Source organism: Streptomyces palmae (assembly GCF_004684805.1).
GTDB classification, from domain to species: domain Bacteria; phylum Actinomycetota; class Actinomycetes; order Streptomycetales; family Streptomycetaceae; genus Streptomyces; species Streptomyces palmae.
The window spans coordinates 1-26,884 of record NZ_SRID01000052.1 but is presented as its reverse complement, the minus strand read 5'-3'; the positions used below and the strand labels follow the sequence as shown (position 1 = coordinate 26,884).

25 protein-coding genes are annotated in these 26,884 nt (G+C 71.7%); 4 read left to right on the top strand and 21 right to left on the bottom strand.

Features of this window, described 5'->3' with window-relative positions; genetic code table 11:
• The coding region (locus E4099_RS08570; protein ID WP_135338365.1) for a quaternary amine ABC transporter ATP-binding protein at nt 1-1,117 on the bottom strand (1,117 nt) is incomplete at its 3' end.
• A 243-nt stretch (nt 1,118-1,360) separates the two neighbouring features.
• Here E4099_RS08570 and E4099_RS08565 point away from each other — a divergent pair.
• Entirely contained in the window at nt 1,361-2,269 is a 909-nt protein-coding gene (locus E4099_RS08565) for a 5'-3' exonuclease (RefSeq protein WP_135338369.1), read from the top strand.
• 144 nt (nt 2,270-2,413) lie between these two features.
• Here E4099_RS08565 and E4099_RS08560 read toward each other — a convergent pair whose 3' ends face one another.
• The 12 genes from E4099_RS08560 to E4099_RS08505 all read right to left on the bottom strand — a co-directional run bounded on the left by E4099_RS08560 (nt 2,414) and on the right by E4099_RS08505 (nt 14,891).
• Complete coding sequence (locus E4099_RS08560; RefSeq protein WP_135338364.1) at nt 2,414-5,242, bottom strand: DEAD/DEAH box helicase; 2,829 nt, start codon at nt 5,240-5,242, stop codon at nt 2,414-2,416.
• Nucleotides 5,243-5,328: 86 nt separating this feature from the next.
• The gene (locus E4099_RS08555; protein ID WP_135338363.1) at nt 5,329-6,219 is read right to left on the bottom strand and encodes a diacylglycerol kinase; all 891 of its coding nucleotides are present in this window, start codon (nt 6,217-6,219) and stop codon (nt 5,329-5,331) included.
• A 125-nt stretch (nt 6,220-6,344) separates the two neighbouring features.
• On the bottom strand, nt 6,345-7,268 hold the full coding sequence (gene tatC / locus E4099_RS08550) for a twin-arginine translocase subunit TatC (protein ID WP_245244690.1): 924 nt from the start codon (nt 7,266-7,268) through the stop codon (nt 6,345-6,347).
• 74 nt (nt 7,269-7,342) lie between these two features.
• Complete coding sequence (gene tatA / locus E4099_RS08545) at nt 7,343-7,624, bottom strand: Sec-independent protein translocase subunit TatA (protein ID WP_135338362.1); 282 nt, start codon at nt 7,622-7,624, stop codon at nt 7,343-7,345.
• Nucleotides 7,625-7,872: 248 nt separating this feature from the next.
• Nucleotides 7,873-8,079, bottom strand: a complete 207-nt coding sequence (locus E4099_RS08540) for a hypothetical protein (protein ID WP_135338361.1) — start codon at nt 8,077-8,079, stop codon at nt 7,873-7,875.
• A 185-nt stretch (nt 8,080-8,264) separates the two neighbouring features.
• Nucleotides 8,265-8,567, bottom strand: a complete 303-nt coding sequence (locus tag E4099_RS08535; protein WP_245244689.1) for a hypothetical protein — start codon at nt 8,565-8,567, stop codon at nt 8,265-8,267.
• Complete coding sequence (locus E4099_RS08530) at nt 8,557-9,528, bottom strand: helix-turn-helix transcriptional regulator (RefSeq protein WP_135338360.1); 972 nt, start codon at nt 9,526-9,528, stop codon at nt 8,557-8,559. The genes E4099_RS08535 and E4099_RS08530 overlap by 11 nt, the downstream gene beginning before the upstream one ends.
• A 19-nt stretch (nt 9,529-9,547) precedes the next feature.
• Nucleotides 9,548-10,552: a helix-turn-helix transcriptional regulator gene (locus tag E4099_RS08525; RefSeq protein WP_135338359.1), complete on the bottom strand. Its 1,005-nt coding sequence runs from the start codon at nt 10,550-10,552 to the stop codon at nt 9,548-9,550.
• A 129-nt stretch (nt 10,553-10,681) separates the two neighbouring features.
• Nucleotides 10,682-11,053 carry an FKBP-type peptidyl-prolyl cis-trans isomerase gene (locus tag E4099_RS08520; RefSeq protein ID WP_135338358.1) on the bottom strand — a complete coding sequence of 124 codons (372 nt, stop codon included), beginning with the start codon at nt 11,051-11,053 and terminating at the stop codon, nt 10,682-10,684.
• Between the two features lie 40 nt (nt 11,054-11,093).
• The gene (locus E4099_RS08515) at nt 11,094-12,098 is read right to left on the bottom strand and encodes an FKBP-type peptidyl-prolyl cis-trans isomerase (RefSeq protein ID WP_135338357.1); all 1,005 of its coding nucleotides are present in this window, start codon (nt 12,096-12,098) and stop codon (nt 11,094-11,096) included.
• Nucleotides 12,099-12,224: 126 nt separating this feature from the next.
• Nucleotides 12,225-13,586 carry a Pup--protein ligase gene (gene pafA / locus E4099_RS08510; protein WP_135338356.1) on the bottom strand — a complete coding sequence of 454 codons (1,362 nt, stop codon included), beginning with the start codon at nt 13,584-13,586 and terminating at the stop codon, nt 12,225-12,227.
• A 9-nt stretch (nt 13,587-13,595) separates the two neighbouring features.
• Nucleotides 13,596-14,891 (bottom strand): MFS transporter, encoded by a 1,296-nt coding sequence (locus tag E4099_RS08505; RefSeq protein ID WP_135338355.1) that lies wholly within the window; start codon nt 14,889-14,891, stop codon nt 13,596-13,598.
• 296 nt (nt 14,892-15,187) lie between these two features.
• Between E4099_RS08505 and E4099_RS08500 the strand changes: the two genes are divergently transcribed.
• Entirely contained in the window at nt 15,188-16,165 is a 978-nt protein-coding gene (locus E4099_RS08500) for a LacI family DNA-binding transcriptional regulator (RefSeq protein ID WP_245244688.1), read from the top strand.
• 78 nt (nt 16,166-16,243) lie between these two features.
• On the opposite strand, the gene prcA is transcribed toward E4099_RS08500, so the two are convergent.
• From prcA to arc, 5 genes are all read right to left on the bottom strand, one after another.
• Nucleotides 16,244-17,044: a proteasome subunit alpha gene (prcA, locus tag E4099_RS08495; RefSeq protein WP_135338353.1), complete on the bottom strand. Its 801-nt coding sequence runs from the start codon at nt 17,042-17,044 to the stop codon at nt 16,244-16,246.
• Between the two features lie 63 nt (nt 17,045-17,107).
• Nucleotides 17,108-17,953, bottom strand: a complete 846-nt coding sequence (gene prcB, locus E4099_RS08490) for a proteasome subunit beta (RefSeq protein WP_135338352.1) — start codon at nt 17,951-17,953, stop codon at nt 17,108-17,110.
• A gap of 147 nt (nt 17,954-18,100) precedes the next feature.
• Nucleotides 18,101-18,319, bottom strand: a complete 219-nt coding sequence (locus E4099_RS08485) for a ubiquitin-like protein Pup (RefSeq protein ID WP_135338351.1) — start codon at nt 18,317-18,319, stop codon at nt 18,101-18,103.
• A 135-nt stretch (nt 18,320-18,454) separates the two neighbouring features.
• Nucleotides 18,455-19,966 carry a depupylase/deamidase Dop gene (gene dop / locus E4099_RS08480; RefSeq protein ID WP_342451911.1) on the bottom strand — a complete coding sequence of 504 codons (1,512 nt, stop codon included), beginning with the start codon at nt 19,964-19,966 and terminating at the stop codon, nt 18,455-18,457.
• 275 nt (nt 19,967-20,241) lie between these two features.
• Nucleotides 20,242-22,008, bottom strand: coding sequence for a proteasome ATPase (gene arc, locus E4099_RS08475; protein ID WP_135338350.1), 1,767 nt, complete (start codon nt 22,006-22,008; stop codon nt 20,242-20,244).
• Nucleotides 22,009-22,262: 254 nt separating this feature from the next.
• Here arc and E4099_RS08470 point away from each other — a divergent pair, with 254 nt between their 5' ends.
• Entirely contained in the window at nt 22,263-22,577 is a 315-nt protein-coding gene (locus tag E4099_RS08470) for a ferredoxin (RefSeq protein ID WP_135338349.1), read from the top strand.
• A gap of 4 nt (nt 22,578-22,581) precedes the next feature.
• On the opposite strand, the gene E4099_RS08465 is transcribed toward E4099_RS08470, so the two are convergent.
• The 3 genes from E4099_RS08465 to E4099_RS08455 form a co-directional block, all read right to left on the bottom strand.
• The gene (locus E4099_RS08465; RefSeq protein ID WP_245244687.1) at nt 22,582-23,103 is read right to left on the bottom strand and encodes a hypothetical protein; all 522 of its coding nucleotides are present in this window, start codon (nt 23,101-23,103) and stop codon (nt 22,582-22,584) included.
• A gap of 272 nt (nt 23,104-23,375) precedes the next feature.
• Nucleotides 23,376-24,317: a tRNA (adenine-N1)-methyltransferase gene (locus E4099_RS08460; RefSeq protein ID WP_135338347.1), complete on the bottom strand. Its 942-nt coding sequence runs from the start codon at nt 24,315-24,317 to the stop codon at nt 23,376-23,378.
• A gap of 224 nt (nt 24,318-24,541) precedes the next feature.
• Nucleotides 24,542-25,783 (bottom strand): site-2 protease family protein, encoded by a 1,242-nt coding sequence (locus E4099_RS08455; RefSeq protein WP_135338346.1) that lies wholly within the window; start codon nt 25,781-25,783, stop codon nt 24,542-24,544.
• A gap of 122 nt (nt 25,784-25,905) precedes the next feature.
• Between E4099_RS08455 and E4099_RS08450 the strand changes: the two genes are divergently transcribed.
• Nucleotides 25,906-26,778 (top strand): RecB family exonuclease, encoded by an 873-nt coding sequence (locus tag E4099_RS08450; RefSeq protein ID WP_209446555.1) that lies wholly within the window; start codon nt 25,906-25,908, stop codon nt 26,776-26,778.
• The last annotated feature ends 106 nt before the right edge of the window (nt 26,779-26,884 follow it).

Sequence of the window (26,884 nt, the reverse complement as noted above, 5' to 3'; positions counted from 1 at the left end):
GTGGTGGGCCGTCCTCCGGCGCGGGTTCGGCCGCGGGTGCGGGTTGTTCGGGTTCGGGTTCGCCGAGCAGCGCCAGCAGCCGGTTGCCGGGGACCACGCCGATCAGGTTGTCCTCGTCGTCGGTCACCGCGACCGCGGCGGAGCTGCGCGAGCAGGGGACGAACAGCTCGGCGATCGGGGTGTCGGCGGTGACGGTGGCCGGGGCGGCGGCCAGCACCTGGTCCTCGCCGGTGAGCACCGTGCCGTCCTCGGCGCGGCTGCCCAGGGCGGTGGACGGGTCGGCCATGACCGCGCCGGCGGTCAGCACCCGGGTGCGGTCCACGTCCCGGGTGAAGGAGGCCACGTAGTCGTTGGCGGGGGTGACCAGGATGTCCTCGGCGGTGCCGGTCTGCACGATCCGGCCGTCCCGCATCACGGCGATCCGGTCACCGAGCCGCATGGCCTCGTTGAGGTCGTGGGTGATGAAGACGATGGTCTTCTGCAGGGTCTTCTGGAGTTCCAGCAGCTGATCCTGCATGTCGCGGCGGATCAGCGGGTCCAGGGCGCTGAAGGACTCGTCCATCAGGAGCAGGTCGGCGTCGGTGGCCAGGGCGCGGGCCAGGCCGACCCGCTGCTGCATACCGCCGGAGAGCTCGTCCGGCCAGGACTTCTCCCAGCCGGCCAGACCGACCAGGTCGAGCGCCTCGGCGGCCCGCTGCTCCCGCTGGGGGCGCGGAACGCCCTGCACCTCCAGGCCGTAGGCGGCGTTCTCCAGGACGCTGCGGTGCGGGAAGAGCGCGAAGTGCTGGAAGACCATGCTGATCTTCTTGGAGCGCACCTCGCGCAGTCGTGCCGGGCTCAGGGCGGTCAGGTCCTCGCCGTCGAAGAGCACCTGCCCGGCGGTGGGCTCCAGCAGCCCGTTGAGCATCCGCAGCAGGGTCGACTTTCCGGATCCGGAGAGCCCCATGACCACGAAGATCTGACCGGTGCCGACGCTGAACGAGGCGTCGATCACGGCCGCGGTCGTGCCTTCCGCGCGCAGTTCGTCGCGGTCGGCGCCGGCCTTCAGCCGGCCCACCGCCTCTTCGGGTCGTCTACCGAACACCTTGAACAGGTTCTCGGCTCGCAGCCTGGACACATGCACCTCTCGGGTCGTACCAAAAACGACCTGGCACCCCCGCGACCAGGCCGTGGAGCGGTGCGGAATCCGTCCGCGAGCCCTGGGCAGGACACATGTCCGAAGGGTCCCTCCGCTCCGGCTGCGCGCCTGCCCGCACCCTGCCGGCGCAAACCCATCAGTGACCCGGTTCACGTTTCACCCACCGCACGGCCGGTCGCTGTCGGTGCCGTACGGCATGATCGAGGCGTGACGCGACGCCTGATGCTGCTCGATACCGCCTCCCTCTACTTCCGGGCCTACTACGGGGTGCCGGACTCGGTCCGGGCCCCGGACGGCACCCCGGTCAACGCGGTGCGCGGGCTGCTCGACTTCATCGCGCGGCTGGTGCAGGACCACCAGCCGGACGATCTGGTGGCCTGCATGGACTTCGACTGGCGGCCGCAGTGGCGGGTCGAACTCATCCCCTCCTACAAGGCGCACCGGGTGGCCGAGGAGGAGCCGTCGGGCACCCCGGACATCGAGGAGGTGCCCGACACCCTCTCCCCGCAGGTGCCGGTGATCGACGCGGTGCTGGACGCGGTCGGCATCGCCCGGGTGGGCGCGGCCGGCTATGAGGCGGACGACGTGATCGGCACCCTGGCCGGACGCGCGGCCGGGCCGGTGGACATCGTCACCGGTGACCGCGATCTGTACCAGCTGGTGGACGACGCGCGCGGGGTCCGGGTGCTCTACCCGGTGAAGGGCGTGGGCACCCTGCAGCCGGTGGACGAGGCGGTGCTGCGGGAGAAGTACGGGGTGGACGGCCCGGGCTACGCCGATCTGGCGCTGCTGCGCGGCGACCCGAGCGACGGACTGCCGGGCGTGCCCGGCATCGGCGAGAAGACGGCCGCCAAGCTGCTGGCCGCGTACGGGGACCTGGCGGGGATCATGGCGGCGGTGGACGACTCCCGGTCGGGGCTGACGCCGGCGCAGCGCAGGCGGCTGGACGAGGCGCGGCCCTATCTGGCCGTGGCGCCCGCGGTGGTGCGGGTCGCCTCGGACCTGGCGCTGCCCGACTTCGACCCGGCGCTGCCGCGGGTGCCGCGGGATCCGCAAGCGGTGCGGGAGCTGGGAGAGCGCTGGGGGCTCGGCGGCTCGCTCCAGCGGCTGCTCACCACGCTCGAAGGGTGAGCGGTGGGTGACTGAGCGGCCGGCCCGCCCCGGGAGACGGGTGTCCCCACGGGGTGGGCCGGCCGCGAGGTGGCACGACCGCGGGACGGTACGGCGGCGGGGCGGGCCCAGAACACCGGGCCCGCCCCGTCGTCGGGCGTGCGGTCAGCTCACCGAGGAGTACGCCACCACACCGCGCAGCAGCCCGTCCATCGCCCGGCGGGCGTTCCGCCCCACCGTGCCGCCCTCCGGAGCGGCCTGGGCGATCTGCCCAAGGACGTCGATCAGCTGCTTGCACCAGCGGACGAAGTCGCCGGCGGGCATGTCGACCTCCCGCAGCACGTCGTCCAGACCATGCCCGGAGGCCCAGCGGTAGGCCGCCCAGGCGAAGCCCAGATCCGGTTCGCGCTGGCCCACGCCCTCGGCCTGATGGATCTTGTGGTTCTCCTCCAGCGCGTCCAGCCGGCCCCAGATGCGGATCATCTCGCCCAGAGCCTCGTGGACGGCTCCGGAGGGGACCTTGGGAGCCACCGCGTCGTCCGCCTGCCGCGCCTCGTACACCAGAGCCGAGGCGCAGGCCGCCAGCTCGGCGGGCTTCAGTCCCTCCCAGACGCCGTCCCGCAGGCACTCGCTGGCCAGCAGGTCCAGCTCGCCGTAGAGCCGGGCCAGCCGCTTGCCGTCCTCGGTGACCTCGTCGCCGCGCAGATAGCCGAGCTCGGACAGCAGTGCGCAGATCCTGTCGAAGGTGCGAGCGATGGTGTTGGTACGGCCCTCGATACGCCGCTCCAGCTGCCGGGTGTCGCGCTTGAGCCGGTGGTAGCGCTCGGCCCAGCGCGCATGGTCCTCCCGCTCGTCGCAGCCGTGGCAGGGGTGCGCGCGCAGCTCGGCTCGCAGCCGGGCGATCTGGGTGTCGTCGGCGGCTGCCGCACGGTCCCTGCGGTGCCGGCGCACATCCAGGTGCCCCGCCTTGGTGCGCAGCGCCGAGGCCAGATCGCGGCGGGACTGCGGGCTGCGCGGGTTGAACGACCGGGGGATGCGCATCCGCTCCAGCGGCTCCACCGGTATCGGGAAGTCGATCTGAGCGAGCCGCTTGACCTGCCGCTCCGCGGTGAGCACCAGGGGACGCGGGCCGTCCTGGTACTCGTAGCGGTGGCCGTTGGTGCGTCCGGCCGGCAGCCCCGGGTCCAACACCAGCGCAAGACCGGCGTACTTGCCGGTGGGCACATGGATGACATCGCCCGGCTTGAGCCGCTCCAGGGAGCTCGCGGCGGCGGCCCGGCGCTGGGCCACGCCCTGCTTGGCCAGCTCGGTCTCCCGGTCCTTCAGTTCCCGGCGCAGCCGGGCGTACTCGTCGAAGTCGCCCAGGTGGCAGGTCATCGAGGCGCGGTAGCCCTGGAGGCCCTCCTCGTTGCGCTGCACCTGCCGGGAGATGCCCACCACGGCCTTGTCGGCCTGGAACTGGGCGAAGGAGGTCTCCAGCAGCTCCCGCGAGCGGTGCCGCCCGAACTGCCCGACCAGGTTGACCGCCATGTTGTAGCTGGGCTTGAAGGAGGAGCGCAGCGGATAGGTGCGGGTGCCGGCCAGACCGGCCAGCGCGGTGGGGTCCATGGCGCGCTGCCACAGCACCACCGCATGGCCTTCGACGTCGATGCCGCGGCGGCCGGCCCGACCGGTGAGCTGGGTGTACTCGCCGGGGGTGATGTCGGCGTGCTGTTCGCCGTTCCACTTGACGAGCTTCTCCAGGACCACCGAGCGGGCGGGCATGTTGATGCCCAGTGCCAGGGTCTCGGTGGCGAACACGGCCTTGACCAGGCCCTGGACGAACAGCTCCTCCACCACCTCCTTGAAGGTGGGCAGCATGCCGGCGTGGTGTGCGGCGATGCCCCGCTCCAACCCCTCCAGCCACTCGAAGTAGCCCAGGACGTGCAGGTCCTCGTCGGGAATGGCGGCGGTGCGCTCCTCGACGATGGCCCGTACCCTGGCGCGCGCCGTGTCGTCGTTGAGCCGCAGGCCCGCGTGGAGGCACTGCTGCACGGCGGCCTCGCAGCCCGCCCGGCTGAAGATGAAGGTGATGGCGGGCAGCAGCCCCTCGGCGTCCAGCCGGTCTATCACCTCGGGCCTGCTCGGTGTCCAGATCCGGCTGCGCTGACGGCGCTCCCGCTCCCGGTCGGCCTCCCGCACGCCGTTGCGGCCGCGGCGCTTGTCGCGGCCGAAGGTGGGCCGGCTGTTCTCCATCCGGGCCAGCCGCACCAGATCGGGGTTGACCTCCCGGCGCCCGGTGCCCTGGCCGCCGTCCCGCTGGCTCTTCTCCTCGAAGAGGTCGTACATCCGGCGCCCGGCGAGCACGTGCTGCCACAGCGGGACCGGCCGGTGCTCGGCGACGATCACCTCGGTGTCGCCGCGCACGGTGTCCAGCCAGTCGCCGAACTCCTCGGCGTTGGACACGGTCGCGGACAGCGACACCAGGGTCACCGACTCCGGGAGGTGGATGATGACCTCCTCCCAGACGGCGCCGCGGAACCGGTCGGAGAGGTAGTGGACCTCGTCCATCACCACATAGCCGAGGCCCAGCAGCGCCTGCGAGCCCGCGTAGAGCATGTTCCGCAGCACCTCGGTGGTCATCACGACCACCGGCGCGTCGGCGTTGATGCTGTTGTCGCCGGTGAGCAGCCCCACCCGGCCGACGCCGTGGCGCTTGACCAGGTCGGTGTACTTCTGGTTGGACAGCGCCTTGATGGGGGTGGTGTAGAAGCACTTGCGGCCCTGGGTGAGGGCCAGGTGGACGGCGAACTCGCCCACGATCGTCTTTCCGGAACCGGTGGGCGCGGCCACCAGCACGCCCTTGCCGGCTTCGAGGGCCTGGCACGCCTCGATCTGGAACGGGTCCAGCTCGAAGTCGTACATCGCTCGGAAGGGGGCCAGCGCGGTGGCCTCCTCGGCGGCCCGGCGGCGGGCCGCGGCATAGCGCTCGGCGGGAGTCAACTCGTCGGTCATCGTGTCTACGAGCCTACCGGCCGCCTCTGACAACGCACGATCTTTAATTGCGGCGGCTTCCGCCCTCCGGGGCCGGAAACCCGAGGTCAGGCGCCCAGTACACGCACCGCGCGCGGCACGGTGCGCACCGTGAGCGGCAGCGGGCCGATCAGCTCGCCGTCCGCGTAGCCCGTGATGCCCTCGGCGGCCAGCTCGATCCGCGCCACCCGGTGCACGGTGACCGCGGGATGGGTCAGATGGGTGCCCCGGTAGACCCGCGGGAAGACCTTGAGCAGGGTGGTGCGGCTGCACGGGCCGACCACGGTGACGTCGAAGAGCCCGTCGTCGGGCCTGGCGTCGGCGCAGATCCGCATCCCGCCGCCGTAGGAGCTGGTGTTGCCCACCGCGACCAGGGTGGCCTCGATCTCCTGCTCGGGCCCGTCGTCCAGGCGGATACGGAACGGGGTCGGGCGGAAGGCGGCCAGCTCGGCGACGATGGCGAGGTCGTAGCGGAACCGCCCGCCGGGCCACCGCATGCGGTTGCCGCGGTCGTTGACCCGGGAGTCGAACCCGGCGGCCAGCACGGTGCCGAACCAGGTGTCACCGGCCCGGCCCAGATCGATCTCGCGCCCGCCGTCCCCCTTCAGCGACTCGGCGATCCGGCGGGCCGCGCCGGCGGGATCCCGCACCGGCAGGCCCATCGCCCGGGCGAAGTCGTTCCCGGTGCCCACGCCGACCACGCCCAGCGGGGTGCCCGTCCCGGCCACCGCCTGGAGGGCGAGCGAGGTGATGCCGTCCCCGCCGACCGCTATCAGGGCGCCGGTCCCGCCCGCCACGGCCTGGCGGGCCCGGTGCAGCGCGTCCTGGGCGTCGACGCCGACCACGGTGCGCACGGTGAAGCCGGCCTCCCGCAGCGCTCGCGCCGCGGGCTGGGCGGCCTGCGGCGCGCGTCTGCGGCCTGCCGCGGGATTGACGAAGAGAGTGATGTCGCTGGTCATTCCGTCCCCCCTGTCGGCGCCCTCCCGGCACGGTCTGGAGGAGGCGTCTGGAGGGACCCTACCCGGTGGTCGGCCGGGTGGGCACGGTCGGCCCCGGCCCGCCCCGCGGCGCGCCGGGGTTCGACTCAGGTGATGTCGTCGTAGCCGCTGCGCCGGTGCGGATCGGTGTCGTCGCGGGTGAGCGGCTCGGCCTCCTCGACGGGCAGCGGGGTGAGGTCGAGGTCGGAGGCCTCGTCGTCGCTCAGCCCGGCGTCGGGGTTGCGGCGCTGCTTCCGACGGTCGTTGAACAGGGCGACGATGGTGGCGCCGAAGTAGAGCACGATGATCGGCGCGGCCAGGATCGACATGGTCAGCGGGTCGCCGGTGGGGGTGGCGACGGCGGCGAAGATGGTGATGCCCACCACCATGAACCGCCACCAGCCGAGCATTCGCTTACCCGTGAGCACACCGCCGAGATTGAGCAGCACCAGCAGCAGCGGTAGCTCGAAGGAGAGACCGAAGACGATCACCAGGCGGGTGACGATGTCCAGGAACTCGTCCGCGGGGAACTGGTTCTCCCAGCCGTTGGGGGTCAGGCCGACGAGCGCGCCCGCGGAGGTCGGCAGGATCGCGTACGCCAGGTAGGCGCCGCCCAGGAAGAGCGGGACGCCGGCCGCCACGAAGCTCAGCGCGTACTTCTTCTCGTGGCCGTGGAGTCCGGGCGCCAGGAAGGCCCAGAGCTGGTAGAGCCAGACGGGGCTGGAGACGACGACGCCTGTGGCCAGCGCCACCTTCAGCATGATCGTGAAGGGGGCGAGCAGTCCGTTGGCGGTGACACGGGCGCAGGACGAGCCGTCCAGGTTCACCGTCCTGCCCTCGGGGCAGCCGACGGCGTTGAGCACCGGGTCGGTGATGAACTCGGCGATCTGCTTGTAGTAGATCAGTCCGAAGATCGTGACCACGATGACCGCGATCACCGACTTCAGCAGCCGGTTGCGCAGCTCACGCAGATGTTCCGCGAGCGGCATCCGCCCCTCGGGGTTCTTCTGCTTGGAGGCAGACTTGAGCAACCCACGTCCTCGTCTCGTGCGAATTGCCGTAGCCGGTCAGTCCGACGCCGGTACGGCGGCTCTGCGGTCCGGCGTCAGCTCTGCGTGGTGCGGTTCGGCTCGTTGACCGGACGCGAGCTGGTCACGTCGCCGGGAGCGGCCTGGATGGTCCGCGGCGCCTCCTGCGAGCCCGACGGCTGGGCGGGCGGCGCGCCGGCGCCGGCCGCCTCGTCCTCCCGCTTCATCGCCTTGGCCTCGCTCTTGAGGATGCGGGCCGACTTGCCCAGGGACCGGGCCATGTCGGGGAGCTTCTTGGCACCGAAGAGCAGCAGGATGACGACGAGGATCAGGACGATCTCGGTGGGCCTCAGGTTCATGTGCTACTACCTTCTCGCCGGGGCGGCGTACCTACTGCCTGCCGTTTGGATCGGACTGGCGTACTAGTGCTGTCAGCGATCGTAACGTCTGGGGGTAAACGCGAGGCAATCCCCGTGCATACGCCCGGTTGCGGCCTGCGAACCGCCGCCAGTGTCGCGCCCAGCAGCCTACCCCCCGCCGCGGGCATTCCTAAGAGCGCGTCCCCGGCCGCCACCCCGCGCCAGGGTCGGACGGGGCGGCCGAAGGCTCAGTCCCCGCGGATCGCCGTGTCGAGGTGGGAGGCGAGCGGGGTCGCGGCGCGCTCCAGGTCCTCCACGGCTCGGGTGATCCGCCGCGAGCTCTCCCCGATCTGCCGGGACAGCCGCCGCACCTGGACGAACACCCGGACGGCGAGCACCCCCAGCACGGCGATTCCGCAGAAGGCGAGAGCGACAGCGAGCATCGGCCAGAACATGCGGGTGAGCCTACCGGGGCCCGGGCCGCCGCTCGGCCGCCGGCCCGCCCGGCCGGAACCGGGCGGTGGACCGTATAGGAAGCGCGGGCGGGACCGTGTGCCGCGCCCGACCGTGCGCCGGATTGGACTGCACCGGAACGGACCGTACGCCGGGCCGCAGGCCGCACCGCCGGGCCGTGGCCGGATCAGGCCCGCGCGGCGGAACCGCCTCGGACGGTGGAGTGCAGCCGCAGGGTGCTGACGCCGCCCCCGGTGAGCAGCTCGACTATCCGCTCCCCCGCCGGCTTGCGGACCGCGGCCTGGCAGCGCGGGCAGGTGAAGGAGTAGAAGGTGGTGCGGTGGGTGGCGCCGATCGCCAGCCGCAGCGCGTCCGCGGCGAGCTCGAACCGGCCGCGGCACTCCGGACAGCCGGCCTTGAAGATCACGGCCTCGGTACGGGCGGGGTCGGGGGGCCCAGCGGTCACGGTATGCGTCCCTTCACTCACCATAGGCCGCGAGTGCCTGCCGCGCGGCGTCCCGCGCGGTGTCCGCCAGATCGGCGGGCGAGACGATCCGCCCGTCCGGGCCGAGCCGCAGCGCCAGCCGGCGCAGTGACCCCGGGTCGGGGGTGCGCAGCGTGATCCGCAGCCCGCCGTCCGGCAGCTCCTCGGCGCGGTCGTGCGGGTAGTACTCGGCGACCCAGCGGCCGCCGGGGCCCACCTCGATGACCACCTCCGGGTCCTCCGCGCCGGTCTGCACCAGCCCGGCGGACAGGTCGGCAAGGTCGCGCAGCTCTATCGGCGGCGGGTCGGAGGGCGCGTCCAGCAGCCGGATCTCCGCGACCCGGTCCAGCCGGAAGGTCCGCCGCGCCTCCGTCAGCCGGCACCAGGCCTCCACATAGGTGTGGCCGACGGCGAACAGCCGGATCGGGTCGATCTCGCGCTCGGTCAGCTCGTCGCGGGCCGGCGAGTAGTAGCGGATCCAGATCCGGCGCCGCTCCGCGATGGCCCGGTCGACGTCCGCGAAGACCCCGCCCTCGGACTCGAAGCTCACCGCGAGCCGGGCGCTGGCGCCGGCCGCCTCGCCGGCCGCCGCCTCCAGCTTGGCGGTGGCGCGCAGCAGGGCGTCCCGGTCGCCCTCGCGCAGCCCCGGCAGCGTGGCCACGGCGCGGGCGGCGACCAGCAGCGCGGTGGCCTCGTCGGCGGCCAGCCGCAGCGGTTCGCCCGCGCTGTTGCCGGTGGCGTCGGGGTTGTGCCACCAGATGTGCTCGCCGTCGGTGTCGATGTCCAGCAGGTCGCCGCCCCGGAAGCTGGTGCCGCACATCGGCAGCACGTCCAGGTCGGCGATCAGCTCGTCCTCGGTGATGCCGAAGGCCCGGGCGACATCGCTGACGCGGGCGCCGGGGCGCTCCCGCAGATAGGTCACCAGCGAGAGCATCCGGCGGGTCTGGTCAATGGCATTGCCGGCCATGGAAGTCGGTTCGTCCCTCTCAGCCCTTGGCGACGGCACGCAGCCGGTCGATGACGTCGGCCCGCAGTTCGGCGGGTTCCAGTACGAGCACATCCCGGCCCAGCTCCACCAGCGAGGCGTCCAGCCCGTGCCCGTAGGGGATCTCCAGCTCGTCCCAGCCCTCGTCGCCCTCGCCCAGCCGGTGGATGGTGAGGGCCCGGGCGCGCAGCGGGTAGCCGTGCCCGGCGCGCAGCCGGATCCGGGCGGTGCCGGTGGCGGTCTCCCCCGCCCAGCTCTCCACGGTCTCGCGGACCGTGACGTGGTCGGGGACCTCGGTGGTGAAGGCGCCGGCCCGGGAGCGCACCTTGCCGGTGATCCGGGAGAGCCGGAAGACGCGCTCCGCCTGGCGGTCGCGGTCCCAGCCGGCCAGGTACCAGTGGCCGCGCCAGCACTCCAGGATCCAGGGTTCGACCTGCCGGCGCTCGGGCTGGGCGGCGCTCGCCTTGCGGTAGTCGAAGACGACCGGGCGGCGGTCCCGGCAGGCCAGCATCAGCGGTTCGAAGGCGGCCTCGTGGGCGGGGATCCGCGGTTCCAGGGCGCTGGGCGGCTCGGCGGCGTACACCTCCTCGGCCAGCGGCATCCCGGCGGCGCGCAGCTTCTGCAGGGCGCCGCTGGCCGCGCCGGCCAGCCGGGCCTGCTGCCAGACCTTGGCGGCGAGGCCGAGGGCGGCGGCCTCCTCGGCGTCGAAGGTGATGGGCGGCAGCCGGTTGCTGTCCCGGCGGGCGAGGTAGCCGATCTCCCCGTCGATGCCCTCCACGGTCTCGATGACCAGGCCGAGCTCGCGCAGGTCGTCCTTGTCGCGCTCGAACATCCGGTTGAACGCCTCGTCCCGGGCGGCGGAGGTCTCGGCCGACGCACCGGCCGCGCCTCCCGCCTCCAGGTAGGCCTCGATCGAGGCCCGCAGCTCCCGCTTGGTGAGCGGACGCCGTGTTCCGAGCAGGCACAGTGCCAGGTTCATCAGCCGCTCGGCCTTGGCAATCGCCATCGACGCGCCTCTCGCCCTCTCTGCTTGTGCTTCCTCGACGGTGACCGTACCGCTACGGGGACGCCAGGTGAAAGCCGAGGGCCCCCGCCGTCCACGGCAGGGGCCCTCGGTGGCTGTGCGAGCGACGGCTCAGACCGCCGTCAGGTCGCAGACGAAGATCAGGGTCTCGCCCGGCGCGATCTTGTCGCCGGCGCCCCGGTCGCCGTAGGCCAGGTGGGCCGGGATGGTCAGCTGGCGGCGGCCACCGACCTTCATGCCCTGCACGCCCTTGTCCCAGCCCGGGATGACCTGGCCGACACCGAGCTTGAAGCGCAGCGGGGTGCCGCGGTTCCAGCTGGAGTCGAACTCCTCGCCGGTGCTGAAGGCGACGCCGACGTAGTGCACGGAGACCGTGTCCCCGGCCTTGGCCACCGCGCCCTCGCCCTCCCAGATGTCCTTGATCTCAAGGTCAGCCGGCGGCTCGCCACCCGGGAAGTCGACCTCGGGCTTGTCGATGCTCACGAAAATTGCTCCTTGTCACGGTTGTGCAGCCCGCACAGTCTTACAGAACGGCGAGGATGTCCACGCTGAAGACCAGGGTGGAGTTGGCGGGGATGCCCTGCTGCTCCTGGTTGCCGTAGCCCAGCTCCGGCGGGATGACGATCATGACGCGGCTGCCGGCCTTCTTGCCGGTCAACCCCTGCGACCAGCCCTTGACGACCTGCTGGAGCGAGAACTGGGTGGGCTGCTTGCGCTTGTAGGTGGAGTCGAACTCCTTGCCGCCGTCCCACAGCACGCCCTTGTACTGCACCAGGACGCTGTCGGTGGCCTTGACCTTCGGCCCGTCGCCCTCGATGACGTACTCGGCCACCAGCTTCTTCGGCGCGTCGGTCTTGGGGATGGTGATCTCGGGGGCCTTGCCGTCGGTGTTGGTGCCGACCTTGGGCAGGTCCTTGTCGTCCTGGGCGACCGTGGCGCCCTTGGCCGAGCTGGTGGCGGTGAAGGTGTCCAGGATGTCCACCACGAACACCAGGGTGTCGTCGCCCTTGATGCCGACCTGCGGGGCGCCCTGCTCGCCGTAGCCCAGGGCCGGCGGGATGGCCATCTCGACCCGGCTGCCGACCTTCTTGCCGACCAGCGCCTGGTCCCAGCCGGGGATGACCTGGCCGATGCCGATCGGGAAGAGGGCGGGGCTCCCCTTCTTCCAGGAGCTGTCGAACACCCGGGCGGTCTTCCAGATCTGCCCCGAGTAGTTCACCCGCAGGTAGTCGCCCTTGCCCACGGTGGGGCCGTCGCCGGTGGAGTGCACCCTGACGGCGAGGTCGCGGGACGGCTGGCCGGGGCCCTTGGCGACGGTCGGCTTCTGGCCGAACTTCGCGCCGCTGGTGATCTCGGGCAGCGGGCCGCTCACCACCTTGCCGGTGGGCGCGGGTGGGGCGGACGACGCCGTTTCGCCGGGCTCGGAGGCGCGGACCTTCTGGCCCTTCTCGGAGCCGGAGTCGTCATTGCAGCCCGCGAGCGCGAGCAGACCGGCGGGCACGGCGAGTAGTACGGAGCGTCGGCGCACGGAGATCCTCGTTCGGTAGATCCTGCGGGGGCAATTGCGCGCCACTCTACGACGTGCCACGGGCCCCGGACGAGGAACGTACGGGGCCCGCGTCGCCGATCTTCCCTCGGCGGGGGTGCCGGGGGCTCACATCCCGGCGATGAGCTTCTCCACCCGGTCGTCCACCGAACGGAACGGGTCCTTGCAGAGCACGGTGCGCTGCGCCTGGTCATTGAGCTTCAGATGCACCCAGTCGACGGTGAAGTCGCGGCGCTGCTCCTGGGCGCGGCGGATGAAATCACCGCGCAGTCGGGCCCGGGTGGTCTGCGGCGGCACCGACTTGCCTTCGAAGATCTTCAAGTCGTTGCAGATGCGTGCCGCTTGGCCGCGCTTCTCCAGGAGGTAATACAGCCCGCGACGGCGGTGGATGTCGTGGTATGCGAGGTCTATCTGAGCGATCCTCGGATGCGACATCGTGATGTTGTTCTTGGCGCGGTAGCGCTCGATGATCCGGTATTTCATGACCCAGTCGATCTCGGTGTCGATGAGATCGAGGTTCTGGGTGCGGACGGCTTCCAGCGCGCGCCCCCACAGTTCCAGGACGCGCTCCACGGTGCCGCTGCGGATTCCGCGGCGCTCGCAGAAATCCACGGCCTTTTCGTAGTACTCCTGCTGGACCTCGAGCGCGGATGCCTCGCGCCCGCTGGCCAGCCGCACCTTGCGCTGCCCGGTGATGTCGTGGCTGACCTCGCGGATGGCCCGGATCGGGTTCTCCAGGGTGAGGTCGCGCATCACGGTGCCGGCCTCGATCATGCGCAGCACCAGGTCTGTGGCGCCGACCTTGAGCAGCATGGTGGTCTCGGACATGTTGGAGTCGCCGACGATGACGTGCAGCCGGCGGTAGCGCTCCGCGTCCGCGTGCGGCTCGTCCCGGGTGTTGATGATGGGCCGGGAGCGGGTGGTCGCGGAGCTGACGCCCTCCCAGATGTGCTCGGCGCGCTGGCTGACGCAGTACACGGCGCCACGCGGGGTCTGCAGCACCTTGCCCGCGCCGCAGACCAGCTGCCGGGTCACCAGGAACGGGATGAGGATGTCCGCCAGCCGGGAGAACTCCCCGTGCCGGGCCACCAGGTAGTTCTCGTGGCAGCCGTAGGAGTTGCCGGCGGAGTCGGTGTTGTTCTTGAAGAGGTAGACGTCGCCCGCGATCCCTTCCTCGTGCAGGCGTTTTTCGGCGTCGACGAGGAGTCCCTCAAGGATGCGCTCACCCGCCTTGTCGTGGGTGACCAGCTCGGTCACGTTGTCGCACTCGGGAGTTGCGTATTCCGGGTGCGAACCCACATCCAGATAGAGGCGAGCGCCGTTGCGCAGGAAGACATTGCTGCTGCGGCCCCAGGAAACGACACGGCGGAAGAGGTACCGCGCCACTTCGTCAGGAGACAGTCGGCGCTGTCCCCTGAACGTGCATGTGACGCCGTACTCGTTCTCCAGCCCGAAAATGCGGCGGTCCATGACTGAACATTACGCCTGACGGCCTGTTCTGAAACCGGGTTCGACAGCACCGTTTCGATCATTTTCCGCCGTGGTGTCACGGGTACCGCCCCGCGGCTCGGCGCCCGCCACCGGAACGGAAGCCGGCGCCGGCACCGGCCGCAGGAAGCGGCCGGCGGCCACCAGGACGAGCAGCGCGACGGCGCCGGCCGCTCCGGGCACGGTGAATCCGGCCACCAGCGCGGTGCCCTCGATGATCGGTCCGGCGATCCCGGTACCGATCGCGCTGCCCACCACGAAGGTGGTCACCAGCCAGGAGAACGCCTCGGTGACCGTGCCGCGCGGCGCGTGCCGGTCGACGACCACGAAGGCGCAGGCGAGAGTGGGCGCCAGGAACACCCCGGCGAGCAGCGCCAGGGCGGTCATCCCGGCCACCCCGGGCAGCAGCACCAGCGGTAGGTAGCCGACGGCCAGCGCGGCGGTCAGCAGCCGCAGCCGTCCCTCTGGGCTGCCGGGCCACTGCCGCGCGCCGTAGACCACGCCACCGATCAGCGCGCCCACGCCGAGGGCGGAGAGCAGGTAGCTGGAGACCATGCCGCCGCCGTGCTCGTCCGCGTACGCCACGGCGGCCACCGCGATGGAGCCCAGGGCGATACCGATGAACAGGAAGGAGGAGATCAGCACCAGCATGCCCGGGGAGCGCAGGGCGCCCAGCCAGTGCGCCTCGCGCGGTTCGGAGCGCCACTGCCGGGACGGCGGGGAGACCACCACGGACAGCGCCCCGACCACACCGATCAGATTGATCACGAGCAGTGCCGCGGCCTCCGACCAGACGGCGACCAGCAGGGTCACCATCAGCGGCCCGACGGCGAACATCACCTCCTGGGCCACCGCGTCCAGCGCGTAGGCGGCGTGCACCTGGTCCTCCCGCTTGAGCACGCTCGGCCACAGCGCCCGCAGCCCGCCCTCCAGGGGTGGCGTGAACAGGCCGGCGACCAGCATCGCGGCGTAGGCGACCGGCAGCGGGTGGAGGCCGACCAGCGCGAAGACCGCCATGGCGAGCGCGGAGACCACCGCCGCGGGGAGCATCACCCGCGGCTGCCCCAGCCGGTCCACCGCCCGCCCCAGCGCGGGCTGGCCGATGGCGTTGCCCACGCCGTACACCGCGGACAGCGCCCCGGCCAGGGCGTAACTGCCACCCTCGGCCCGGGCGAAGAGCACCACCGACAGGGAGGCGATGGCGTTCGGCAGCCGGCCCAGAAGGGTGCCCGTCAGCAGCCGCGCCGCGTGCCGGGTGCGCAGCAGATCTCCGTAGCCAGCGGCCATGGTCCGCCCCTCTCCCCCGGCGATTACCGGAAGTTTTACGTATAACTTCAGTGGTTATACGTATCATGACAGCGCACCGCGGTCCACTTCGATCTCCCGCGGTCGGCCGACGCGGACGGATGGTGACGATGGTGGCGGGCGCTGGAGAGGGTGGTTCGGCCGCCGTGGGCGAAGACCCGGAGGGTGCGCCCGCGGTCCGCAGGGCGGGCGCCCGGGCCGCACGGCGGGCTCCGACGGCCTCGGGCCACGTCCCGGCTGGTGGCCCGCCCGGGACCGCCCGGACCACCAGCCGGGACGTGGCCCGGCGGGTCGGCGTCTCGCAGGCCACGGTCTCCCTGGTGCTCGGCGACAAGTGGCGCGGCCGGGTCTCGGAGCGCACCGCCGAGGCGGTGCGCGGCGCGGCGCGCGAGCTGGGCTACCGGCCCAATCTGGCGGCCCGCAGCCTGCGGCTCGGCCGCACCAGGACCGCGCTGCTGGTGGTGCCCGCGCTCACCACGGAGTACTTCGCCCGCGTCTACACCGGAGCCGCCCAGGTGGCCGCCGACCATGGCTTCGGGGTGGTGCTCTACCCCTCCCCGGAGGGCATCGGCCCGGCCCGGGACCCCTTCGACTCGGCCCGCGCCTCGCTGGACGGCGTGATCGCCTCCTCCATGGCGGCCGAGGCACTGGCCGCGGTACGCGGCGGCGGGCTGCCGCTGGTGATGCTGGACAGCGACCCGGCCGACACCGCGACCACCGCGACCGTCAACCTGGACATCGCCGGCGGGATGCGGCAGGTCGCCGAGCACCTGCTGGCGCTGGGGCACCGCGAGGTCACCCATCTGGCGGCCGACGTGGACTCCTGGACCTTCCGGGAGCGCGCCCGCGCCCTGGCCCGGGCGTTCGGCGCCGTATCCGGGGCCCGGGTGCGGACCGCGCCGACCGCCCTCAGCGTGGACGCGGCTCGGCAGGTGGCGGAGCGGGCCCTGTCCGCCGCCGACCGCAGGCCCACCGCGCTGGTCTGCGACGACGACATCCTGGCGGCCGGTGCCTGCAAGGCGGCGCGGCGGCTGGGGCTGCGGGTGCCGGAGGACGTGTCGGTGACCGGGTTCGACGATCTGGCGCTCGCCTCGGCCCTGGAGCCGGAGCTGACCACGGTGCGGCTGCCCGCCGAGGAGGTGGGGGCGCGAGGGATGACGGCGCTGCTGGACCTGCTGGAAGGTCGGCCCGCGGACGGCGCCGAGCTCCCGGTGGAGCTGCTCGTCCGCGGCTCCACGGCGGCCCCTGGCCGCTGACCCGCGCAGAGGCAGGACGCCGCCCCGGCGGGAAGGCTCCCGCCGGGGCGGCGTGCGGTACTCAGGGCCTGGGGGCGGTCACTCCTCCCCGGGCTCCGCCTGCGGCTCGGTGGACTCCGCGGTCTCGGCGGTCTCGCCGGATTCGGCGGTCTCGGCCGGCTCGGTCTCCTCCGGTGCCGTCTCGGGCTCGAGCAGCCGGGAGAGCTGGCGTCCCAGTATCCGCTTGAACTTGCGCTGCTGGGGGCGGTTGCGGTCCAGCACCGCGACCTCCAGCTGCTCGGCGGTCAGACTGCGCTCCCCGCCGTTGGTGTCCCTGGTCAGCGACTCCACCGCCAGCTTCAGCGCCTCGGCCAGGGTCATCCCCTCGCGGTGGCGCTGGCCCAGGTAGTTGCTGATCTGGTCGGCGTTGCCACCGACCGCGACCGAGCCGTGCTCGTCGACGATGGAGCCGTCGTGCGGCAGCCGGTAGATCTGGTCGTCCTCCGGGCCGGCCCCGACCTCGGCGACGATCAGCTCCACCTCGTACGGCTTCTCCGCGGCGCTGGAGAAGATGGTGCCCAGCGTCTGCGCGTAGACGTTGGCCAGGCCGCGGGCCGTGACATCGTCCCGGTCGTAGGTGTAGCCCCGCAGGTCCGCGTAGCGCACCCCGCCGATGCGCAGGTTCTCGAACTCGTTGTACTTGCCGACCGCCGCGAAGGCGATCCGGTCGTAGATCTCGCTGACCTTGTGCAGGGCACGGGACGGGTTCTCGGCGACGAACACGATGCCGTCGGCATACTGCAGCACCACCACGCTGCGCCCGCGCGCGATGCCCTTGCGGGCGTACTCGGCGCGGTCGGCCATGGCCTGCTGAGGCGATACATAGAACGGCGTCGTCACCGGCTATCCGTCCCTTCTGTCAATGTCATTGGCGAATGCATCCTGATCGACCCCCCTGCCGCCTCAGAGCAGCGCGGCGCGCGGACCGTCCGGCCGCCGCAGCCGCTGCTCGTGGATCGCGCGCGCGATCTCGGACACCTCGGCCTCGCTGAGCCGTCTGACGCCCTCGTCGCCGATCACGGTGACCAGGGGGTAGATCCGGCGGGCCAGGTCCGGGCCGCCGGTCGCCGAGTCGTCGTCGGCCGCGTCGTGGAGGGCCTGGACCGCCACGGTGGCCGCCTCCCGCTCGGTGAGGTCCTCGCGGTAGAGCTTCTTCAGCGCGCCACGCGCGAAGACCGAGCCGGAGCCGGTGGCCGCGAAGCCCCGCTCCTCGGTGCGACCGCCGGTCACGTCGTAGGAGAAGATCCGGCCCTGCGCCCGGTCCACGTCCCAGCCGGCGAAGAGCGGCACCACGGCCAGGCCCTGCATGGCCATGCCGAGATTGCCGCGGATCATGGTGGAGAGCCGGTTCGCCTTGCCCTCCAGGGAGAGCGGGACGCCCTCCACCTTCTCGAAGTGCTCCAGCTCCAGCCGGAAGAGTCTGGCCAGCTCCACCGCGAAGCCGGCGGTGCCGGCGATCCCCACCGCGGAGTACTCGTCGGCCGGGAAGACCTTCTCCATGTCCCGCTGGGCGATGAGGTTGCCCATGGTGGCGCGCCGGTCACCGGCGAGCACCACACCGCCGGGAAAGGCCATCGCGATGATCGTGGTGCCGTGCGGGGCCTCCACCGCACCCTTGACCGCGGGCAGCGCACGGCTGCCCGGCAGCAGCTCCGGGGCCTGCTGCCCGAGGAAGTCCAGGAACGAGGACGAACCGGGTGTCAGGAAGGCCGTCGGCAGGCGCCCTGGGCTGCGCGTGTTGGCTTCCACACCATTCCTTCCAGGTAGGTGGCCGCCCGCCGTCCGCGGCGTCGGGCCGATCTTGTCACTGCACGGACCATACCCGGGGACGGCGGGCTCATCCGCTCCGGTGCCGGGACCGTGGTTCCCGGCACCGGAACGGATGCCCGGATCGCCCTACTCGCCGCCCTTCTGCACGAAGGAGCGCACGAAGTCCTCGGCGTTCTCCTCCAGGACGTCGTCGATCTCGTCCAGTACGGAGTCCACGTCGTCCGACAGCTTCTCCTGCCGCTCCTTGAGGTCCGCCGCGGCCTGCGCGTCCTGCGCCTGCTCCTCGACCTCCTCCGTGCTCCGCGTCGCCTTCTGCTGTCCGCCGCCGGTGTCCTTGGTCGCCATCTACCTCACCCCGCTCGGTTCGCCCAGCCTGAATGGGTCGGTCCTGATCAGACCCTACAAGCCGGGTCCGACTTCGGCCCCGCACTCGCTTCAACGCGCTGGGGCCACCTCGATGATTCCCGGCCGAAGGTCGTTTCAGCCCCCCGAAAGCAACCGAACCAGGTCCTCCGCGGTCCGGCAGCGGTCCAGCAGCTCCTTGACATGGTTGCGGGTGCCCCGCAGCGGCTCCAGGGTGGGGACCCGCTGCAGCGAGTCACGGCCCGGCAGGTCGAAGATCACCGAGTCCCAGGAGGCGGCGGCCACATCGTCCGCGTACTGTTCCAGACAGCGGCCCCGGAAGTAGGCCCGGGTGTCCTCCGGAGGCTGGGTACGGGCCCGCTGCACGCTCTCCTCGGTCAGCAGCCGCTGGATGCTGCCGCGGGCCACCAGCCGGTTGTACAGCCCCTTCTCCGGGCGCACATCGGCGTACTGCAGATCCACCAAGTGCAGCCGGGCGGCGTCCCAGTCCAGGTCGTCGCGGCGCCGGTAGCCCTCCATCAGGTGCAGCTTGGCCACCCAGTCCAGCTCGCCGGACAGGCTCATCGGGTCGCTTTCCAGCCTCCCCAGCACGTCCTCCCAGCGGGTGAGCACATCGCGGGTCTGCTCGTCCGCGTCCGCCCCGAAGCGCTCCTCCACGTACTTGCGGGCCAGCTCGAAGTACTCCATCTGGAGCTGCACCGCGGTCAGGGTGCGCCCGCTGCGCAGCGTGATCAGCTGCCGCAGACCGGGGTCGTGCGAGACCTGGTGCAGGGTGCGCACCGGCTGGTCGACGGCGAGGTCCACGGCGATGAAGCCGTCCTCGATCATCGACAGCACCAGGGCGGTGGTGCCCAGCTTGAGGTAGGTGGAGATCTCCGAGAGGTTGGCGTCGCCGATGATCACATGCAGCCTGCGGTACTTCTCGGCGTCCGCGTGGGGCTCGTCGCGGGTGTTGATGATGGGGCGCTTGAGGGTCGTCTCCAGGCCCACCTCCACCTCGAAGTAGTCCGCGCGCTGGCTGATCTGGAAACCGTGGGCGTGGCCATCCTGGCCGATGCCGACCCGGCCGGCCCCGGCGACCACCTGCCGGGAGACGAAGAACGGCGTCAGGTGCCGCACGATGTCCGAGAACGGGGTCTCCCGCTTCATCAGGTAGTTCTCGTGGGTGCCGTAGGAGGCGCCCTTGTTGTCGGTGTTGTTCTTGTAGAGGTGGATGGGCTGGGCGCCGGGCAGCTCCGCGGCGCGCCGCGCGGCCTCGGCCATGATCCGCTCCCCCGCCTTGTCCCAGAGCACCGCGTCCCGCGGGTTGGTCACCTCGGGGGCGGAGTACTCGGGGTGCGCGTGGTCCACATAGAGGCGGGCGCCGTTGGTCAGGATGACATTGGCCAGGCCGATGTCCTCGTCGGTCAGCTGGCTGGCGTCGGCCGACTCGCGTGCGAGATCGAAGCCGCGGGCGTCCCGCAGCGGGTTCTCCTCCTCGAAGTCCCAGCGGGCGCGGCGCGCCCGGTGCATCGCCGCCGCATAGGCGTTGACGACCTGGGATGAGGTGAGCATGGCATTGGCGTTCGGGTGACCGGGGACGGAGATCCCGTACTCCGTCTCGATGCCCATCACGCGCCGTACGGTCATGCGGCCCTCCTTGCCTGGCGGCGGCCCCCACCGGGGCCGGCGCTCAAGTCCCGCTGCGCCTCCGGTCCGACTGCGGTCGTCCCCGATCCCTCCTGGCGCGTCGCGGCGGTACCGAAGAGCCTAGAGCGGCCGTGCCGCGGGTGGGAGATCATGTCAGTCATCGCCTCGGTCCGGTCGGCCGTGGATTCCGGCGGAAACACGCATCCGGCCGCGCATGCCCCTCCCCTCGCCGGTGGCGGGGGGACCCGCAGGACATCCGCAGCCGGAGCGCGGTGTTACAGGTACTGACCGGTGTTGGCCACCGTGTCGATGGAGCGTCCGGTGTCCGCGCCCTGTTTTCCGGTGACCAGGGTGCGGATGAAGACGATCCGCTCGCCCTTCTTTCCGGAGATCCGGGCCCAGTCGTCCGGGTTGGTGGTGTTCGGCAGGTCCTCGTTCTCCTTGAACTCGTCCACGCAGGCGGCGAGCAGATGGGCGACCCGCAGACCCTTCTGCTCGTGGTCGAGGAAGGCCTTGATCGCCATCTTCTTGGCCCGGTCCACGATGTTCTGGATCATGGCGCCGGAGTTGAAGTCCTTGAAGTAGAGGACTTCCTTGTCACCATTGGCGTAGGTGACCTCCAGGAAGCGGTTCTCCTCGGACTCGGCGTACATCTGCTCGACCACCGACTGGATCATGCCCGCCACCGCGGCCTTCGGCGACCCGCCGTGCTCGGCCAGGTCGTCCGTGTGGATGGGCAGGGTCTCGGTCAGGTACTTCGAGAAGATGTCCTTGGCGGCCTCCGCGTCCGGGCGCTCGATCTTGATCTTCACATCGAGGCGGCCGGGCCGCAGGATCGCCGGGTCGATCATGTCCTCGCGGTTGGAGGCGCCGATCACGATGACGTTCTCCAGCCCCTCCACACCGTCGATCTCGGAGAGCAGCTGGGGGACGATGGTGTTCTCCACGTCCGAGCTGACCCCGGAGCCGCGGGTGCGGAAGAGGGAGTCCATCTCGTCGAAGAAGACGATGACCGGGGTGCCCTCGCTGGCCTTCTCCCGGGCCCGCTGGAAGACCAGCCGGATGTGCCGCTCGGTCTCGCCGACGTACTTGTTGAGCAGCTCGGGGCCCTTGATATTGAGGAAGAAGCTCTTGCCGGCCGGCTGACCGGTCACCTCGGCGACCTTCTTGGCAAGGGAGTTGGCCACGGCCTTGGCGATGAGCGTCTTGCCGCAGCCGGGCGGGCCGTACAGCAGCACGCCCTTGGGCGGCCGCAGTTCGTGCTCCTTGAAGAGGTCGGGGTAGAGGTAGGGCAGCTCGACCGCGTCCCGGATCAGCTCGATCTGGTTTCCCAGGCCGCCGATCTTGGTGTAGTCGATGTCCGGCACCTCTTCGAGGACCAGCTCCTCGACCTCGCTCTTCGGTACCACCTCGTAGACGTAGCCGGAGCGGGGTTCCAGCAGCAGGGCGTCGCCCGAGCGGATGGTGGTGTCCAGCAGCGGCTCGGCCAGCCGCACCACCCGCTCCTCGTCGGTGTGCCCGATCACCAGGGCGCGCTCGCCGTCCTCCAGGATCTCCTTGAGGGTGACGATGTCCCCGGCGCGCTCGAACTCCATGGCCTCGACCACGTTGAGCGCCTCGTTGAGCATGACCTCCTGGCCGCGCCGGAGGTCCTCCAGCTCGACACTGGGGCTCACGTTCACCCGGAGCTTCCGGCCTCCGGTGAAGATGTCCGCCGTGCCGTCCTCGTTCGCCTGCACGAACACCCCGAAGCCGGCCGGTGGCTGCGCGAGCCGGTCGACCTCCTCCTTGAGGGCCACGATCTGGTCCCGGGCCTCACGGAGGGTGTTGGCCAGGCGCTCGTTCTGCGCGGACACGCCGGCCAGATTGGTCTGCAATTCGACGATCCGCTCTTCGAGAACCCTCGTGTGCCGCGGAGAGTCGGCGAGCTTACGTCGCAGGACGGCGATTTCCTGCTCGAGATAGGCAACCTGGCCTGCTGGGTCCTCGGACCCCCGCCCCGGCCGGATGCCGCGGTTGATGTCGTCGTCGTGGGCTGCCACGGTCCTCACCTCCTCCAAGGGGAGCTGGACGCTTCCTGACCCTACCTGGGCGGGTGCGGGTTGAAACCCCTAGATCACAAACCCGAACGGAGTGTGTCCGATCTTCACCCTTGCGTACGTCCCCACGCCTGGTGGATACCCACCCATCAACATCGGAAAGCGACCGGTTGTATCGTCAGGGTGGCCAAAACCGCCAAGGCTGGCTTCCTTTGGCCGGCACCGCACCACCACCTCCAGGATCGGCAGACCTCCATATGACCGTGCAGAGGGACGACCTCGCGTCCAGTACCGACGATGCCGCACTCGAGGTGTGGATCGACCAGGACCTGTGCACCGGGGACGGGATCTGCGCCCAGTACGCCCCGGAGGTCTTCGAGCTGGACATCGACGGGCTCGCGTACGTGAAGAGCGCCGACGACGAGCTGCTCCAGGACAAGGGTGCCACCACCCCGGTGCCGCTGCCGCTGCTGGCCGAGGTGGTGGACTCCGCGAAGGAGTGCCCGGGCGACTGCATCCATGTGCGCCGGGTCTCGGACCGGGTCGAGGTCTACGGCCCGGACGCGGAGTGACCGGTCACACACTCCCCGGGGCGGGCAGCGCGGTCAGCACGAACTTGCCGTCCCGCCAACGCCAGTTGACCTTGCGCTGGAGGTCCGGGCAGCAGTGCGGGACCTCGGGCGAGGAGTAGCCGAGCAGCGTGGCGGAGACCGTGGTGCCGCGCAGTGCGAACCCGGTCACGCTCATGCGCTCCTTGGGGTCCACGAAGGTGGCCACCACCGTGGGCCTGGCGCCCGCCCGGGCGGCCGGCGCCAGGACGTAGACCCCGCTGGGCGGGGTACCGGTCTCGGAATGGCAGCGCACCACCGCCACCGTCTCGGGCCTGCCGTCCCCGTCCAGGTCGCCGGAGGCCCGCTCCACCACGTCCACACGGGCGGGACCGCACTCGACCGGGTAGTCCGCCCGCGCCGGGTCGGGCGCCGGTACGGACCGGGTGGCCGGCGGGCGGGAGGCCGAGGCCTTGGCGTCCGAGGGCTGGAGGAGAGAGGCCCCGGCCATCACGGCGGCGATGGCTGCCGCGGTGGCGACCCAGTGCACGGGCCGGGGATGGCTGTGCGGGAAATCCGGAGAGGGCGAAAAGGGTGCCGAAGGGGACTCAGCGCCTGCCGGGGACTGCACGCGGAATGACTCCTGTGAGAGCTGCGGCTGGGGGTGGTCTGCATCGTGCCACACGTCACAGGGGGCCGGAACCACCGGGTGCGTGTTTCCGGCACCGGATGACCGAAGCGGCGCAGCCATCGGCTTCCGGGGAAGTCGATGGCTGCGCCGCGGTGTTGGACCGGCCGCTCGGCGACCGGTTCGGACAGGGGTCAGTCACGCCCCGGGGCGCCGCCGGCGGCCTCGCCGGACCCGCCCGCCTGGGCGTCCTTGCCGCCCCAGCCGGTGTAGTCCTCGCCGTACGCGCCCTTGGCGGGGCGGCGGCGGCGCATCGGCGGCTCCACCCCGTCCGCGAGGCGGCGGGCGGTGACCAGGAAGCCGGTGTGGCCGATCATGCGGTGGTCCGGGCGGACCGCGAGGCCCTCCACGTGCCAGTTGCGGATCATCGACTCCCACGGCTGCGGCTCGGCGAAGCAGCCGATCTCGCGGATCGACTCCACGGTGCGGGCCAGCTGGGTGGTGGTCGCCACGTAGCAGCAGAGGATGCCGCCGGGCACCAGCGCCTTGGAGACGGCCTCCAGGCACTCCCAGGGCGCCAGCATGTCCAGGATCACCCGGTCCACGTCGGTGTCGCTGAGGTTGTCCTGGAGGTCGCCGATGGTGAGCTGCCAGGCGGGGTGCGGGCCGCCGAAGTAGCGCTCCACGTTCGCCTGGGCGATCTCGGCGAAGTCGGCCCGGCGCTCGTAGGAGTGCAGCATGCCCTGGTCGCCGATGGCCCGCAGCAGGAAGCTGCTGAGCGAGCCGGAACCCACCCCCGCCTCGACCACCCGGGCGCCGGGGAAGATGTCGGCGAAGGCCAGGATCTGCCCCGCGTCCTTGGGGTAGACCACGGCAGCGCCGCGCGGCATGGACAGGACATAGTCGGGGAGCAGGGGACGCAGCGCGAGGTACGCGACGTTCCCCGTGGTACGCACGACAGTTCCCTCGGGGGCGCCGATCAGCTCGTCATGCGGGAAGGAACCCTTGTGGGTGTGGAAGTTCTTCCCGGCTTCGAGCGTGAAGGTGTAGTGGCGTCCCTTGGGGTCGGTGAGCTGGACCTGGTCCCCGACCTGGAAGGGCCCGCGACGGCGGGCGGCACCGGTCGGTTCGGACATGTGAACAGACTACCCGCACTTTTCGCGGGCTCGGTTCTCCCCCGGACCCCGCCCGGAGGGAGCCGGGAGCGACCGCCGGCGGTCCGCCGCCCGTTCCGCACGGCTCGCGCGTTCCCCCAGCTCACGCGGGAGGCGCCGCCGCCCCTCCGGCGGCCGAGCCCCCTTCGCCCGCGCGCCGGCGGACGGCGTGGAGGGGGCCCGGGGCTGTCCCGGAGAGAGCCGGATCAGGAGGACGGGCGGGCCATGGCCGCGACGAAGGCGCGCTCCACGTCCGCGGTGGACAGCACACCGAAGATCTCGCCGGTCTCCTCGACCACCAGGTACTCCGTGGCCGGGGTGGCCCGGAGGGTGTCCAGCAGGTCCTCGCCGGCCAGCTCGGCGGAGACCCGCATCCCCTCCCTGAGCTCCTGGGCGAGACCGCTGACCGCGACCCAGGGGCGGCGGTGCTCGGGGACGCCGACGATCGCGGCCTCGCGGACCACCGCGGTGGGCGCGCCGTGCCCGTCCACCACCACCAGTGCCCGGGCCCCCGCCTCGTTGGCGCGGCGCAGGGCCTCCGAGAGCGGGGTGTCGGACGCGACCGGGACGGCCCGCCGGGTGAGCGTACGGGCCCGCAGCTCGGGCAGGCGCTCGCGCAGCCGGGCCATCCGCAGGCTGTTTCCGGCGCCGGTCCAGATGATCGCGGCCAGGATGGCGGCGAGCAGGGCGTCGGTGAGCGACTGGAAGCTCCCGAAGCCCTCGGCGTCCTCGCTGAATCCGCCGGCCTGGCTGATCAGCGGCAGCCCGATCAGCACCGCGACGGCCAGCGCCCGGCCCGTCCAGGCGGCGGCGACGGTACCCGTCATCGGCTTGCCGCTGATCTTCCAGACCACCGCGCGCAGCATCCGGCCGCCGTCCAGCGGCAGGCCCGGGAGCAGGTTGAAGGCGGCCACGATGAGGTTGGAGATCATCAGGCCGGCCAGCAGCACACCGGGGACGGTGCCGGGCTCGACCAGCTGCATCCCCAGGTAGAACAGGCCGGCCAGCACCAGGGAGAGCAGCGGGCCGACGAAGGCGAGGACGAACTCGCGGCCGGGTGTCTCGGTCTCCTTCTCGATCTCCGAGACCCCGCCGAAGAACTGCAGCTGGATCCGGCGCACCGGGAGCCGGTAGCGGAGCGCGGCGACCGTGTGCGCCAGCTCGTGCACCAGCACCGAGGCGTAGAAGGCGACGGCGAAGAAGAGGGCCACCAGGTAGCGCGCGGCGCCCAGCTCCGGCAGCACCCGGTCCAGCTGGTCACCGAAGACCCAGGTGATCAGCGCGGCCACGATGAACCAGCTGGGTGCGACGTAGACGGGAACGCCGAACGGCCGTCCCATCAGGAAGCCTCCGCCTACCTCCGGGGGCCGCTGCGGCTTGTCACCGTCGGGCCCGCCCGCGCGGTCGGCTCCCCCACTGCCGGACTGGCGCTGCCCGCTGTTGTCCACGGTGTCCTCTCGTCGGATGCGTCTCTCGCACCTTCTGCTAAGGTCCCACGATCATGCAGTGCGCGGGCCTCTGCGTCGATGGTATGCGTCTTCTGTCAGTGGTGGCCCGTAGGGTCTGGGCCATGGGAACCGTCACCGGGAAGGCCGAAGAGCCCTCCGCCCCCGGAAACGCGGCAGGTAGGGCCGCGGGCCGGCCGGCCTCGCTGTCTCCGTCACGCGCCGCCGACTTCATGCAGTGCCCGCTGCTGTACCGCTTCCGGGTGATCGATCGCCTGCCGGAGAAGCCGAGCGCCGCGGCGACCCGCGGCACGGTGGTGCACGCGGTGCTGGAGCGGCTCTTCGACGCCCCGGCGGTGGAGCGCACCCCGGCCCGGGCCCGGTCGCTGGTGCCGGGCGAGTGGCAGCGGCTGCTGGCGGCCCGGCCGGAGCTGGCCGAGCTGTTCGCCGGGGAGGACGGGGGGCAGGACGCGGAGCGGCTGGCCGCATGGCTGTCGGACGCGGAGCGCCTGGTGGAGCGCTGGTTCACGCTGGAGGACCCGACGCGGCTGGAGCCCGCCGAGCGGGAGCTCTTCGTGGAGACGGAGCTGGCGTCGGGGCTGACCCTGCGCGGCTACATCGACCGGGTGGACGTCGCTCCGACGGGGGACGTGCGGATCGTCGACTACAAGACGGGCAAGGCGCCGGCCCCGCAGTACGCCTCCGAGGCGCTGTTCCAGATGAGGTTCTACGCGCTGGTGCTGTGGCGGCTGCGCGGCACGGTGCCGCGCCGGCTCCAGCTGGTCTATCTGGGCAGCGGCGATGTGCTGACCTACGACCCGGACGAGGCGGACCTGCTCGGGGTGGAGCGCAAGCTGCACGCCCTGTGGGAGGCCATCAGGCTGGCCACGGACAGCGGTGACTGGCGGCCGCGGCGCACCAAGCTGTGCGGCTGGTGCGACCACCGGGAGCAGTGCCCGGAGTTCGGCGGCACCCCTCCCCGGAAACGCGGCAGGTAGGGCCGCGGGCCGGCCGGCCTCGCTGTCTCCGTCACGCGCCGCCGACTTCATGCAGTGCCCGCTGCTGTACCGCTTCCGGGTGATCGATCGCCTGCCGGAGAAGCCG

Bases quoted from the DNA above. Each gene is read 5' to 3' on its own strand.
- E4099_RS08565 (WP_135338369.1), top strand. From the start codon at position 1,361: ATGCTGCTCGATACCGCCTCCCTCTACTTCCGGGCCTACTACGGGGTG.
- E4099_RS08560 (WP_135338364.1), bottom strand. From the start codon at position 5,242: ATGACCGACGAGTTGACTCCCGCCGAGCGCTATGCCGCGGCCCGCCGC.
- E4099_RS08555 (WP_135338363.1), bottom strand. From the start codon at position 6,219: ATGACCAGCGACATCACTCTCTTCGTCAATCCCGCGGCAGGCCGCAGA.
- tatA (WP_135338362.1), bottom strand. From the start codon at position 7,624: ATGAACCTGAGGCCCACCGAGATCGTCCTGATCCTCGTCGTCATCCTG.
- E4099_RS08540 (WP_135338361.1), bottom strand. From the start codon at position 8,079: ATGTTCTGGCCGATGCTCGCTGTCGCTCTCGCCTTCTGCGGAATCGCC.
- E4099_RS08535 (WP_245244689.1), bottom strand. From the start codon at position 8,567: ATGGTGAGTGAAGGGACGCATACCGTGACCGCTGGGCCCCCCGACCCC.
- E4099_RS08530 (WP_135338360.1), bottom strand. From the start codon at position 9,528: ATGGCCGGCAATGCCATTGACCAGACCCGCCGGATGCTCTCGCTGGTG.
- E4099_RS08525 (WP_135338359.1), bottom strand. From the start codon at position 10,552: ATGGCGATTGCCAAGGCCGAGCGGCTGATGAACCTGGCACTGTGCCTG.
- pafA (WP_135338356.1), bottom strand. From the start codon at position 13,586: ATGGACCGCCGCATTTTCGGGCTGGAGAACGAGTACGGCGTCACATGC.
- E4099_RS08505 (WP_135338355.1), bottom strand. From the start codon at position 14,891: ATGGCCGCTGGCTACGGAGATCTGCTGCGCACCCGGCACGCGGCGCGG.
- E4099_RS08485 (WP_135338351.1), bottom strand. From the start codon at position 18,319: ATGGCGACCAAGGACACCGGCGGCGGACAGCAGAAGGCGACGCGGAGC.
- dop (WP_342451911.1), bottom strand. From the start codon at position 19,966: ATGACCGTACGGCGCGTGATGGGCATCGAGACGGAGTACGGGATCTCC.
- E4099_RS08470 (WP_135338349.1), top strand. From the start codon at position 22,263: ATGACCGTGCAGAGGGACGACCTCGCGTCCAGTACCGACGATGCCGCA.
- E4099_RS08460 (WP_135338347.1), bottom strand. From the start codon at position 24,317: ATGTCCGAACCGACCGGTGCCGCCCGCCGTCGCGGGCCCTTCCAGGTC.
- E4099_RS08450 (WP_209446555.1), top strand. From the start codon at position 25,906: ATGGGAACCGTCACCGGGAAGGCCGAAGAGCCCTCCGCCCCCGGAAAC.